The 12,952-nt window shown below is 48.4% G+C and carries 9 protein-coding genes; all 9 read right to left on the reverse strand.

Going from position 1 to position 12,952, the window contains the following annotated elements:
• Positions 1-164: 164 nt before the first annotated feature.
• Positions 165-947: a transporter substrate-binding domain-containing protein gene (locus tag ADU22_RS23045; RefSeq protein WP_053364256.1), complete on the reverse strand. Its 783-nt coding sequence runs from the start codon at positions 945-947 to the stop codon at positions 165-167.
• Between the two features lie 412 nt (positions 948-1,359).
• Positions 1,360-1,947 carry a ribosome biogenesis GTP-binding protein YihA/YsxC gene (gene yihA, locus ADU22_RS23050; protein WP_053364257.1) on the reverse strand — a complete coding sequence of 196 codons (588 nt, stop codon included), beginning with the start codon at positions 1,945-1,947 and terminating at the stop codon, positions 1,360-1,362.
• On the reverse strand, positions 1,944-4,271 hold the full coding sequence (gene lon, locus ADU22_RS23055) for an endopeptidase La (RefSeq protein ID WP_053364258.1): 2,328 nt from the start codon (positions 4,269-4,271) through the stop codon (positions 1,944-1,946). The genes yihA and lon overlap by 4 nt, the downstream gene beginning before the upstream one ends.
• A gap of 253 nt (positions 4,272-4,524) precedes the next feature.
• Positions 4,525-6,225, reverse strand: coding sequence for an ATP-dependent protease LonB (gene lonB, locus ADU22_RS23060; protein WP_053364259.1), 1,701 nt, complete (start codon positions 6,223-6,225; stop codon positions 4,525-4,527).
• Between the two features lie 252 nt (positions 6,226-6,477).
• Positions 6,478-7,743 (reverse strand): ATP-dependent protease ATP-binding subunit ClpX, encoded by a 1,266-nt coding sequence (gene clpX, locus ADU22_RS23065; RefSeq protein WP_053364260.1) that lies wholly within the window; start codon positions 7,741-7,743, stop codon positions 6,478-6,480.
• 350 nt (positions 7,744-8,093) lie between these two features.
• On the reverse strand, positions 8,094-9,383 hold the full coding sequence (gene tig, locus ADU22_RS23070; protein WP_053364261.1) for a trigger factor: 1,290 nt from the start codon (positions 9,381-9,383) through the stop codon (positions 8,094-8,096).
• 155 nt (positions 9,384-9,538) lie between these two features.
• Positions 9,539-10,558: a tetratricopeptide repeat protein gene (locus tag ADU22_RS23075; protein ID WP_053364262.1), complete on the reverse strand. Its 1,020-nt coding sequence runs from the start codon at positions 10,556-10,558 to the stop codon at positions 9,539-9,541.
• 342 nt (positions 10,559-10,900) lie between these two features.
• A complete protein-coding gene (gene leuD / locus ADU22_RS23080) occupies positions 10,901-11,485 on the reverse strand; it encodes a 3-isopropylmalate dehydratase small subunit (RefSeq protein WP_053364263.1) in 585 nt (194 codons plus the stop codon).
• A 36-nt stretch (positions 11,486-11,521) separates the two neighbouring features.
• A complete protein-coding gene (gene leuC / locus ADU22_RS23085) occupies positions 11,522-12,937 on the reverse strand; it encodes a 3-isopropylmalate dehydratase large subunit (protein ID WP_053364264.1) in 1,416 nt (471 codons plus the stop codon).
• Positions 12,938-12,952: the final 15 nt, after the last annotated feature.

Here is a 12,952-nt window from a genome sequence, read left to right on the forward strand (position 1 = left end):
GGGCACTGAGAGAACCCGTCAGGTACCTTTTTCCGCCTGACCAGCCATTTTCGGGCACTAGAGAGAACCTGTCAGGTACCTTTTTCCCAATAACCCGCATTTTTCGGGCACTGAGTAGGTACAAAAAAGGCGAATGTACAGCTTATGCACATTCGCCCAGGGAGTTATTCCTTTTCAGGATCCTTTGTAATGTCTTCACCGATGTACTTCTCGCTGATTTCTGTCAGTGTTCCATTTTCGTGGAGCTTTTCTAGTGCTTCATTGATTTTATTCAGCAATTCCTCATTGTCTTTTGCTACGGCAATCGCCTGCTCACTGCGTCCAAGCAGCTCTTTGCCTTCAACCTTCATACCGGCTCCGATGGCTTCCTTGCCGGTTACGAAGTCGGTAATAACCGCATCATGTTTTCCTTTGCTTAACGCTTCGAGCGCTGTGACGTCACTGTCCAGCAGGATTACGTTGTCGGTTACTTCTGATGCCGTTGTGGCATATGTAGATCCTTTTGAAACCGCGATCTCTTTGCCCTCTAAATCGGCAAGTGTTTCGACATCGCTGTCAGGGCGGACAAATACTTGCGGTCCGGAATAGTAATATGGGACGGAAAAGTCCACTGCCTGCAAACGCTCTTCCGTAATTGTGTGGCTGGCTACCGCTGCATCAAATCGGCCTGCCTTGACACCTTCCACAATGCCGCCAAATTTGAACTTTTTCTGTTCAGGCTCAAGCCCCAGCTCCTTTGCGACTGCTTCGCCCACCTCAATATCAAAGCCGGTCATCGTGCCATCTTCCTTCATGTAGCTGAACGGCTTGAATTCGCCGGATGCCGCAAATGTAAATTTGCCTTCATCCGCCAACTTCATGCCGTCGCTTGAAGCTGCATCTGAACCGCAGGCTGCCAAAAGCGCAACAAAAAGCAGCCCTATTAATCCCTTGACATATTTCTTCACTTGATGATCCCCCTCTTTTTTTAAAATTCGCCTTCCTTTCCAGCCTAGCATGTCTGCAGAATAGTCTCAAAATCCATATCTTCCGACTATTCTCTTTATTTAAGCTTCATCCTCCATGAGACCGGCTGACCTGAAGGATGCTTAAAATAACGGCCATATGCCCGGGCATGCTCCAAATTCCCCATATTTCGCCAAAAATTATGTATTGCCAGCCTCTTCTAAAGTCCCAGTTTCTGTCCGGAACCTCTTTAGGGAATTTGGACTGTCACCGATACAAGTACATACCCTCGAAATAAAACACTCAAACATGAAAATTCATTTCATGTTCTCCCCGGCATTCAATTTTACTTCGGGATCCGCCATTATTGCCAAAAACACAAAAAACCTGATGCTCAAGGCACCAGGTTTTTCGTCATTTATTCATATAGGCTTGAATGATGCTCCAGGCTTTGTCTTTCCCTTCGCCTGTTTCCGACGAGAATAGGACGATAGCATCATCAGGATCAAATTCAAGGGTTTCCTTGACAATTTTCACATGCTTTTGCCATTTTGATTTCGGGATTTTGTCCGCCTTTGTGGCGATGACAATGACCGGAATATCATAATGCTTGAGGAAATCATACATCATTTTATCATCGGCGGAAGGCGGATGCCTAAGGTCGACAATCAGGATGACGGCTTTGAGCTGTTCCCTGCTGGTAATATACGTTTCGATCATCTTGCCCCATGCGGCGCGTTCCGTCTTGGATACCTTGGCGTACCCATAGCCGGGAACATCAACAAAATAGAGGATTTCATTGATGATGAAAAAATTCAGGGTTTGGGTTTTCCCTGGCTTGGAAGACGTCCGGGCAAGGGCCTTGCGGTTGAGCATTTTATTGATAAATGAAGACTTTCCGACGTTGGAACGGCCGGCCAAAGCAAACTCCGGCAAGGCCCCTTCCGGATACTGGCTGGGCCTAACCGCACTGATGACAATATCTGCAGATGTTACTTTCATGAATTAACTCCCTCGGCAAGGGCATGGCTTAGAACTTCATCGACATGGGATACAAGGACAAATTGCAGTGCATTCCGGACACTTTCCGGAATATCATCAATGTCTTTCTCGTTATCTTTTGGTAGGATGATTTTCGTCAATCCCGCCCTGTGCGCACTTAATGTTTTTTCTTTGAGTCCGCCAATTGGCAGCACTCTTCCGCGAAGCGTGATTTCTCCTGTCATCCCCACTTCGCGGCGGATTGGCCGTCCCGACAGCGCGGAAACCAGGGCTGTCGCAATGGTAATTCCGGCTGAAGGGCCGTCTTTTGGCGTCGCGCCTTCCGGAACATGGATATGGATGTCCAGCTTTTCATGGAAGTCCTCGTCAATTCCTAGTTCCTTTGCCTTGGAGCGGACATAGCTGAAGGCAGCCTGGGCCGATTCCTTCATGACATCGCCCAGTTTTCCGGTGAGGACAAGCTTGCCTTTCCCGGCTGAAAGCGAGACCTCAATCTGGAGGGTGTCCCCTCCTACCGTCGTATAGGCAAGGCCTGTCGCTACTCCAATCTGGTCTTCCATTTCGGCTTCGCCATAGCGGAATTTCGGTTTGCCCAGGAAGTCGACGACGTTCTTATCATTGATGACGACACGCTTTTTCTCTTCCGAAACAATGATTCTGGCGGTTTTCCTGCAGATGGAGGCGAGCTGGCGCTCAAGCGACCGCACTCCGGCTTCCCGCGTATAGTGGCGGATGATTTGCAGGAACGCTTCGTCGCGGATCTGCAGCTGGGATTTGCTCAGGCCATGGTCCCTGACCTGGCGCGGCAGTAAATGATCCTTGGCGATATGAAGCTTTTCAAGCTCGGTATAGCCGGCGATCGTAATGATTTCCATCCGGTCGAGCAATGGTCCTGGAACAGTGCTCAGGTTGTTGGCCGTCGCAATGAACATCACCTTGGAAAGGTCATAGGTTTCCTCGATGTAATGATCGCTGAAATTGTGGTTCTGTTCAGGATCGAGGACTTCGAGCATCGCAGAAGACGGGTCACCCCTGAAATCGCTGGACATCTTGTCGATTTCATCGAGCAGGAAGACCGGATTGATGGTGCCAGCCTTCTTCATCCCCTGGATGATCCGGCCCGGCATCGCGCCGACATACGTGCGGCGGTGGCCGCGGATTTCCGATTCGTCCCTGACGCCGCCAAGCGAAATGCGGACAAAGTTCCTGTTCAGCGATTTTGCAATCGATTTCGCCAGGCTCGTTTTTCCGACTCCCGGAGGTCCGGCAAGGCAAAGGATCGGCCCTTTCAGGGAGTTGGTCAGCTGCTGGACAGCAAGGTATTCCAGTACCCGCTCTTTTACCTTTTCAAGTCCGTAATGTTCCTCGTTCAATATCTGCTCCGCTTTGCGGATGTTCAAGTCGTCTTCGGTTGCCTTTGTCCATGGAAGCGAGACGAGCCAGTCGATATAATTGCGGATGACCGCACTTTCAGCGGAAGTGGAAGGCACTTTCTCATAACGCTCCAATTCCTTCAACGCGGTTTCCTTGACATGGTCCGGCATCCCTGCGAGTTCAATCTTGTCGGTAAGCTCCTTGACTTCACCCGTTTTCCCTTCCTTGTCGCCGAGCTCCTTCTGGATGGCTTTCAGCTGTTCACGAAGGTAATACTCCTTTTGGGTTCTCTCCATGGAGCGTTTTACACGCTGCCCGATTTTCTTTTCAAGGTTCAGGACTTCTTTTTCATTATGAATGATTTCAATAATCCGGTTCATTCTCTCTTTTTCATCGAGCGTTTCCAGGACTTCCTGCTTTTCCTTCAGCTTCAATGGCAGATGCGAGGAAATGATGTCCGCCATGCGGCCTGGTTCTTCAATATCTGCTACGGATGAGTACGTTTCGGCAGAAATCTTCTTGGACATTTTTATGTACTGCTCAAAATACTGAAGCATCGTCCTCATCAACGCTTCATCTTCTACATCCTTCGCCCGGCCCTCTTCATAGGTTTTCAGGCTGGCGGCAAAATGGTCCTCCCTGTCCATGAACTCAACAATCTCCGCACGCTGGAGCCCTTCCACAAGCACTCGGATCGTACCGTTGGGCAGCTTCAGCATTTGCTTTACCCTTGTCAGCGTTCCCATATGATAAAGATCGTCCTCTGACGGTTCATCTATCGAAATATCCTTTTGCGTTGTAAGAAAGATCAAATGGTCATCAACCATCGCCTTTTCAAGCGCCTGTACAGATTTATCACGGCCGACATCAAGATGAAGGACCATTGTCGGATATACCAAAAGGCCCCTGAGCGGCAATAGTGGAACGGTTAGCTCATTGTTATCACCCATGTCTTTACACCTCCACATGTAAACAAAAGTTGTACAATTATTCTTTGTTCAATTCTAACGCATTTGCCTTCTAGTGTCTAATGCGATGGGCTCGCAGCGGGTACAAAGACAGACAAATGGAATCTTATTTAGTATCGTAAAAATAACGGAAAATATGTTGCTTGTTTTGCAAATGGAATGCCTGGCGGATGGACTTAGGCTTTTTCCCATGAAAAGAGAAACTCCGCCATTACACAAATGGACGGAGTTTATCCTACACGCTTTCCTTTTTGTTCATATCCGCCGAAAGGATTTGGCTTCCGGTATTGTCCGGAGCGGCTGCGATCAGCTGTTCACTGGAGGCATGGTCCTTCAGCAGGGCAATATCGAATACTTCGTTCAAATGGCTTACTGGAATGATTTCAATACCAGTAATCTCTTTCAGGATGGTTTGGTTATTCTCAATTGGAATGATCGCTTTTTTCGCTCCGGCTTTTTGGGCGGCTTTTACCTTGGCATACACCCCGCCCACAGGCTTGACGTTTCCATGGATGCTGATCTCGCCTGTCATCGCCACTGTATGGTCGGTTGGGATTTTGTAGACAGCGGAATAAATTCCGGTAGCCATCGCGATACCCGCAGATGGACCATCAATCGGGATACCTCCCGGAAAGTTGACGTGGATATCAAACTTATCAGCTGGCACGCCCATTGAACGAAGGACAGTGACGACATTTTCGATCGAGCCGCGGGCCATGCTTTTGCGTCTGATCGATTTTCCTTGTCCGCCAATGCTTTCTTCTTCGACGATTCCGGTAATATTGATGCTGCCTTTTTCCTTGGCCTCAATCGCTGTAACTTCAATTTCCAGAAGGGCTCCGGTGTTGGGACCGTATACGGCCAGACCGTTAATCAGGCCAACTGCCGCCTGGTCATTGATTTTCCGTTCCATTCTTGGGGTAAGCTGGCTTGAATGCACAACCCATTCGACTTCTTCCGGCTTGATATAGTCGCGGCCTTCGGTAATGGCCAGGCCAGCGGCAATTTGAACCATATTTACAGCTTCACGCCCGTTGCGGCAATACGAAGAGAGAATTTCCACTGCTTCATCACCCAACTTGAGATTCACCTTGGCAGCGGCGTTTTTAGCCACTTCGGCAATCTCTTCCTGGGATAATTCCCTGAAGAACACCTCCATGCAGCGGGAGCGGATGGCTGGCGGTATCTCATTGGGAGTTCTTGTAGTGGCGCCAACCAGGCGGAAATCCGCCGGCAGCCCATTTTTAAAAATATCATGGATATGGGTAGGAATCTGCTGGTTTTCTTCACTGTAATAGGCACTTTCCAAATACACTTTCCGGTCCTCGAGGACTTTCAGCAATTTGTTCATCTGGATGGGATGCAATTCACCGATTTCATCGATGAACAGCACGCCTCCATGCGCATTGGTGACAGCCCCCTGTTTAGGCTGGGGAATGCCGGCTTGCCCCATGGCCCCTGCTCCCTGATAAATCGGGTCATGCACCGAACCGATAAGCGGGTCGGCAATCCCCCGTTCATCGAACCGGGCGGTAGTGGCGTCCAATTCAACAAAAACAGATGTCTTTTTAAATGGGGACTTTTCATTTTTCTTCGCTTCTTCAAGCACCAGCCTTGCTGCGGCCGTTTTTCCGACGCCGGGAGGTCCGTAGATAATCACATGCTGGGGGTTTGGTCCGCAAAGGGCCGCCTTCAGGGCCTTAATGCCATCCTCCTGTCCGACAATATCCTTAAAAGTGGATGGCCGGACCCTTTCGGAAAGTGGTTCACTGAGAGAGATCGACCGCATCTTTTTCAGCTGTTCCATTTCTTTTTTTGATTCACGGTCTATGGATACTTTTTGTGTTCGCTGATTTTTCAATAGGTTCCAAAAATACAGCCCGATGATGATCCCAAAAAAAAGCTGTACAAATAAGGCAATCCCCGTCCAACTCAATCGAATTCCCTCCTGATCATTAGTACTCTTCACTTTACCCTAGTATCCCCTCCATCAAGCTGGAATAAACAACAATTTCCGGCAAAAATAATGTCCGTAATGAGAGGTGGGGAAACATACTTATAGGAGAATAATATTGAAAATTGAAGGGCACCACAGGGGACTTCATTGGGACGTTAACAGGAATGCCAGCAGCATCACCACCGCATCAAAAAGCCCGGCAGAAGCTGCCGGGCTTTTCTATTATGGATATCACGCAGAATTGCGTTCTCCCTTTTCTTCAACAGTTCCATCTTCAAGGACAAGCTTTGGTGCGCTCAGCTGCTCCACTGTTTCCTGGGTGATGACACATTTGACAATATCATCGCGGGAAGGAAGGTCAAACATGACATCAAGCATGATGCCTTCGATGATGGAACGCAGGCCACGGGCACCAGTCTTGCGCTCGATGGCCTTTTTCGCGATTTCCCTCAGCGCGTCCTCTTCGAATTCAAGTTCGACATTATCGAGCTCGAGCATCTTCTGATACTGCTTCACCAATGCATTCTTCGGCTTGGTGAGAATCTCGACAAGTGCTTCCTCATCCAGTTGGGCAAGGCTAGCAATGACCGGAAGACGGCCGATGAATTCCGGAATCAGTCCGAATCTCAGCAAATCTTCAGGAAGCACCTTTGAAAGCAATTCCTTTTGGTCGATGTCCTTTTCCTTTGTATCGGAACCGAAGCCAATGACCTTTTGGCCTAGACGGCGCTTGATGATGGATTCAATGCCATCGAAGGCTCCGCCGCAAATGAACAGGATATTCCCTGTATCAATCTGGATGAATTCCTGGTGCGGATGCTTTCTTCCACCCTGAGGCGGCACACTTGCAACCGTTCCTTCAAGGATCTTAAGCAGCGCCTGCTGGACGCCTTCACCGGAAACATCTCTTGTGATTGAAGGATTTTCGGACTTACGGGCAATTTTATCGATTTCATCGATGTAGATAATCCCTTTTTCAGCCTTCTCCACATCATAATCAGCAGCCTGGATCAGTTTGAGAAGAATGTTTTCAACGTCTTCCCCAACATAACCGGCTTCCGTAAGGGATGTAGCATCCGCAATGGCAAATGGTACATTCAGGATTCTTGCCAGCGTCTGGGCAAGGAGCGTCTTCCCGCTCCCAGTAGGCCCGATCATGCAGATATTACTCTTCGCTAGCTCAACATCGTCAATCTTGCTGTTGGAATTGATGCGCTTGTAGTGGTTATAGACAGCAACAGATAGATTTTTCTTCGCCTGGTCCTGCCCAATCACGTACTCATCAAGGATTTCACGGATTTCCCGCGGTTTTGGTACATCCTTGAACTCGACTTCCTCCTCGGTGCCCAGCTCTTCCTCCACGATCTCGGTACATAATTCGATGCACTCATCACATATATATACACCTGGTCCAGCAACGAGTTTGCGGACTTGATCCTGGGTCTTGCCGCAGAAAGAACATTTGAGTTGTCCTTTTTCATCATTAAATTTAAACAAATTCTTCACCCCTTGAGAAAAAGCAATATATAAAGCTGCGGATCAAAAGCAAACATTTAGTGGTTACTTGTAAACGAATGGTAAATCAAGTATGTATTGCATTGTAACACATTTCCCCAAAAGACAGGAAATGAAAACTCTCGCCTGAAAAAATTGCGATCCGCCAAAAGATATGTACCCAACTCAGCATAACCAAAAAAACGCTGCTTCAACCGGCTGTTTGCCATTTACCATTTAAATTCGGAACGGGCATCCGCAAACCCTTCCTTTATTATGTAAAAAAAAAGGCTGAAATGGTACAAAACAAGGCACGAATAATTCGCGCCTTGTTTCTTATACCATTATCTATATTATGCAACAGTTTTGCTGTTTTCCACAAGGAATTCGACTGCTTTTTTCATTTTAAGGTCGCCTTGGATTCCTTCGATGTTTCCGCCAAGAGCTGCTTTGATCTGGTCAACAGTCATGTTGTACTGTTCAGCCATCTTTTCAAGCTCGGCATTCACATCTTCTTCGGAAGCAGTGATGTTTTCCGCTTCTGCAATGGCTTCAAGAGTCAGGTTCACACGAACGCGGCTTTCAGCATCTTCTTTCATCTGCTCGCGCAGTGCTGACTGGTCCTGGCCAGAGAACTGGAAGTAAAGGTCAAGATTCATGCCTTGCATTTGCAGGCGCTGTTCGAACTCGCTCATCATGCGGTCGATTTCGTTCTCGATCATCACTTCAGGAATATCGATTTCCGAGTTAGCTGCCGCTTTTTCAACAACAGTGTCCTGTACATGATGCTCTTTTTGATGCTCTTTGTCATGCTTCAGGCGGTTCTTAGTTTTTTCTTTCAATGCTTCAAGAGTTTCGACTTCTTCGTCGACATCCTTCGCGAACTCGTCGTCAAGTTCAGGAAGTTCCTTGCCTTTGATTTCATGGACCTTCACTTTGAAGACCGCAGGCTTTCCTGCCAATTCAGCAGCATGGTACTCTTCAGGGAAAGTAACTTCCACTTCTTTTTCTTCGCCTGTAGCGATGCCTACAAGCTGCTCTTCAAATCCAGGAATGAAGCTTCCGGATCCAAGTTCAAGAGAATAGTTTTCCGCTTTGCCGCCTTCGAATGCTTCTCCGTCGACAAATCCTTCAAAATCAAGGACAACAGTGTCGCCGTTTTCCGCTTTGCCTTCTTCTTTGACAACAAGCTCAGCGTTGCGCTCCTGAAGGGACTTCAGTTCAGCTTCCACTTCTTCGTCGGTTACTTCTGTATCGAAAGCTTCGACTTCAAGGCCTTTGTATTCGCCAAGCTTCACTTCCGGCTTGACTGTTACAGTCGCTTTCACGATCAGGCTCTTGCCTTTTTCGATCTGCTCTACATCGATTTCAGGACGGTCAACCGGGAAGATGCCCGTTTCGTCGATTGCGTTCGCATATGCTTCTGGAAGAAGGATATCAATGGCATCCTGATAAAGGGCTTCTACACCAAAACGCTTTTCAAACATTTGGCGAGGCATTTTCCCTTTACGGAAACCAGGAACGTTGATTGTTTTAACGACCTTTTTGAATGCAGCTTCTAAACCTTCGTTTACTTTTTCTGCATCGACTTCAATTGTAAGAACCCCTTGGTTCCCTTCGAGTTTTTCCCATTTTGCAGACATACAGTTCCCTCCAACAAATCTATTATCATGTTCATTCGGCGATGAATATGTCTTGAACGCGCAAGCAATATTCCAGTTAAATGTAAAATAGATTGATTTTTACATAATACAACCACTACATTATACCACACGATTATTTTGTTTCAACAACCAGGTTAGATTATCGGGTAAGAAATTTCTTCTATCTTCCTGATGGCCTCCACGGCCTTCCCGATTTCCTCTTCATCCCCGCCGTTTTCTTCGATATACTGCTCAAGCGTCCATTCATGGCCATAGTAGGACTTGCCCAAGTAATCGTACGCCCCCGCCCAGGCCAGGGGGTTATTCGGTTCGGGGTCAAAAGGATAGAGCAGAAAGAAATTACGCTCCGCCATCCCTTTAATGTTCTCTAGAAAGACAGGGTCATCGTTTTCAAACTTATCTTCCAAAAGCTTGAATACATCGCTCATCATCATCTCATGTACGTCTGGCAGCCTTGCCGGAATGAAGCTTGCCTTTCTTCCGAATTTCTCAACCTGCAGCTCTCCGTCATACTCCTGCTCTTTCAGGATGTTCAGCAGCATGGACTTCAGGAACGGATGGCCGCTGTCTGAAGCCAGATACTTCTTTATTTCCGGAAGATGCGGGCGGATGTTTTCATTGGCCAGTCTTGCCGCCACCATCATCTGCTCATCCGGGTCCTTGCACTCAAACAACTGGAGCCGTTCTGCCTCTGAATGTCCGGGAACGTCATTTTCCACCGGCACGGCTTTTCCTTCGGCCATTTTCCGGCTGAACTGAAGCATCTTGGAAAAATGTTCAAACTTATCTGTCGGCACATGTTTTCCTTCAAGAAGACCTTCGATGGTGGTGATAATCTCCTCATATTCTCCAAGCTGAACAAGGATCATGATATAAAGGTCCATCACCTGGATATAATCGCCAACGCCGTCCCTCAGCATCCCGGCCGCCAGCTTTTTTGCTTCTTTCACCCGTCCAGCCTCATAATAAGCTACCACAAGACCGATGCGGGCTTCAGCATTATCATGCTCCATGGCCACCGCCTGCTCGAGGAATTCCGCTGCCTGCCTGAACTTCCTGGCATGCAGCAGCTCCAGGCCCTTATCCATGAGGCGCCTTTCAAGGCCAGGAAACAGAATAATATTACCTTCTTTTTTTAAGTCCCGTTTCTTCATGCCATTCTGCCTGCCTTTTGTTCGGAGTGGCGCTTCAAATGCACCGTCCGCTTTTTTCGTAGTTTAGCACGAATTCGTGGAAATTCAAAAAGATTCGCTGATAACACATTCGAGCGGCTTCCTTTTAGCGAGGATGCGGGGGAAAGGGTTTGGGATTATCTGGTGTTTGGCAAATAAATCAATGAAATTGGAATATAAATTGTGGTTTTTGGCTGATAAATGGTGATATTGGAAAATAAAACTCGGCTTTTGGAAAATAAATCATATAAATTGGAAAATAACCACGCGAGAGCACCCACCCTAATGGCAAAAAATCCACAGCACTCAGCTGTGGATTTTTTTTTATCGTGCACTCTCTTCATATTTAACAATGCTGGCTTCCATCTGCAGCGTCAGCTCGATTTCATCCCAGCCATTGACCAGCATCGTCTGCCAGTACGGAGACAGCGGGAATTCCGCCTTGAAGCCTTTGGAATCGGTCACGGTCCTGTCTTCAACCGACACAGTCAGCTCGTAAGGCTGGCTTTTGGTCTGCTCCAGCAGGTAGCGGACTTCTTCTTCCTGCAATTTTACCGGAACCATTCCATTCTTCAGGCAGTTCTGGTGAAAAATATCGGCGAAAGACGGTGCAATGACCACCTTGAAGCCGTAATCGAGCAAAGCCCATGGGGCATGTTCGCGCGATGAGCCGCACCCGAAATTCTCATTGGCGACAAGAATGGACGCACCTGCGTTTTCCGGCTGATTCAACTCGAAATCGGGATTAGGTGTTCCATCTGATAGAAAGCGCCAATCGTAAAAGAGGTATTGGCCAAAGCCTGTTTTTTCAATCCGCTTTAAAAATTGCTTCGGAATGATCTGGTCGGTATCGACATTGACTCTGTCCATGCCAGCCGCTTTACCGGTAAACGTCTTAAGTCCTGCCATAACTATCTTCTCCTTTCCAGGTCGTGTCTGCCATGCTTAATGGACGGCCTCTGCGGCTTCCAGTTTCCTCACATCGACGAAACGGCCATGGACCGCTGCGGCCGCTGCCATCGCCGGGCTGACCAGATGTGTCCTTGCACCAGCTCCCTGGCGGCCTTCAAAATTCCGGTTAGAAGTGGAAGCGCAATGTTCTCCGGCCGGAACAACATCGGCGTTCATGCTCAGGCACATGCTGCAGCCTGAATCACGCCATTCAAAGCCTGCCTGGAGGAATATCTGGTCCAGTCCTTCTGCTTCAGCAAGGACTTTGACAGCCTGTGAGCCTGGCACCACAATCGCCTGGACGCCCTTGTGCACCTTCCTGCCTTTGGCAATCTCTGCTGCCATGCGCAAATCCTCAAGGCGGGAGTTTGTGCATGAGCCGATGAACACCTTCTGGATCTCGATATCGCTGATCTTCTGGCCCTGGGAAAAGCCCATATACGCAAGAGCGCTCTCCACGGCTCTTTTATCGTTCTCGGTTTTGCACTCATCCAGGAAAGGAACTCTTCCTGTCACAGGGGCTGTCTGGCCTGGGTTGGTACCCCAGCTGACCATTGGAGCGATTTCGCTTCCATCAATATGGATTTCTTTATCATAAACCGCATCTTCATCAGAAGCCAGATTCTTCCATTGTGCGGCAAGGGCTTCGAATTCCTCTCCGGCAGGAACATATTTGCGGCCGCGTAGGTATTCAATGGTCGTGTCGTCTGGTGCAACAAGGCCGGCTTTCGCACCGCCTTCAATCGACATGTTGCAGACTGTCATCCGCTCTTCCATCGTCATATTTTCAATTACCGAGCCGCAGTATTCAATAATGTGGCCCGTTCCAAAATTGACTCCGTGCTTTGCCAGCACATACAGGATCACGTCCTTGGCCAGCACGCCTTCCCCAAGTTCGCCGTCAATCTGCACCTTCAGCGTCTTTGGTTTTGCCTGCCAAAGTGTCTGCGTAGCAAGGACATGTTCGACTTCACTTGTGCCGATCCCGAACGCGAGGGAGCCGAAAGCTCCGTGTGTGGATGTATGGCTGTCGCCGCAGACAATCGTCATCCCCGGCTTCGTCAATCCCAGTTCAGGGCCGATTACGTGGACAATTCCCTGTTCAGGGCTGTCGATGTCCGCAAGGATGATGCCGAATTCCTGACAATTTTTCCGCAATGTTTCCATTTGGTTTTGGGCAACAGGGTCGGTAATGGTAAAGCGGTTCACAGTCGGCACGTTGTGGTCGACTGTTGCAAATGTCCTGTCAGGCCTTCTGACGGACCTGTTTTTCATCCTAAGTCCGGAAAATGCCTGGGGAGAGGTCACTTCATGCACCAAATGAAGATCAATGTAGAGAAGGTCAGGCTTCCCCTCTTCCTGGTGGACAATATGATTCTCCCAAAGTTTCTCGATAATTGTTTTCCCCATGATTCACCCTCCCTT

Origin of the sequence: Bacillus sp. FJAT-27251 (assembly GCF_001273925.1) — a bacterium.
Lineage (GTDB): Bacteria > Bacillota > Bacilli > Bacillales > Cytobacillaceae > Mesobacillus_B.

What these genes read in the sequence shown, in the direction of transcription:
- yihA (WP_053364257.1), bottom strand. Translation starts at nt 1,947, where the DNA reads ATGAAAGTAACATCTGCAGATATTGTCATCAGTGCGGTTAGGCCCAGC.
- lon (WP_053364258.1), bottom strand. Translation starts at nt 4,271, where the DNA reads ATGGGTGATAACAATGAGCTAACCGTTCCACTATTGCCGCTCAGGGGC.
- tig (WP_053364261.1), bottom strand. Translation starts at nt 9,383, where the DNA reads ATGTCTGCAAAATGGGAAAAACTCGAAGGGAACCAAGGGGTTCTTACA.
- ADU22_RS23075 (WP_053364262.1), bottom strand. Translation starts at nt 10,558, where the DNA reads ATGAAGAAACGGGACTTAAAAAAAGAAGGTAATATTATTCTGTTTCCT.
- leuD (WP_053364263.1), bottom strand. Translation starts at nt 11,485, where the DNA reads ATGGCAGGACTTAAGACGTTTACCGGTAAAGCGGCTGGCATGGACAGA.
- leuC (WP_053364264.1), bottom strand. Translation starts at nt 12,937, where the DNA reads ATGGGGAAAACAATTATCGAGAAACTTTGGGAGAATCATATTGTCCAC.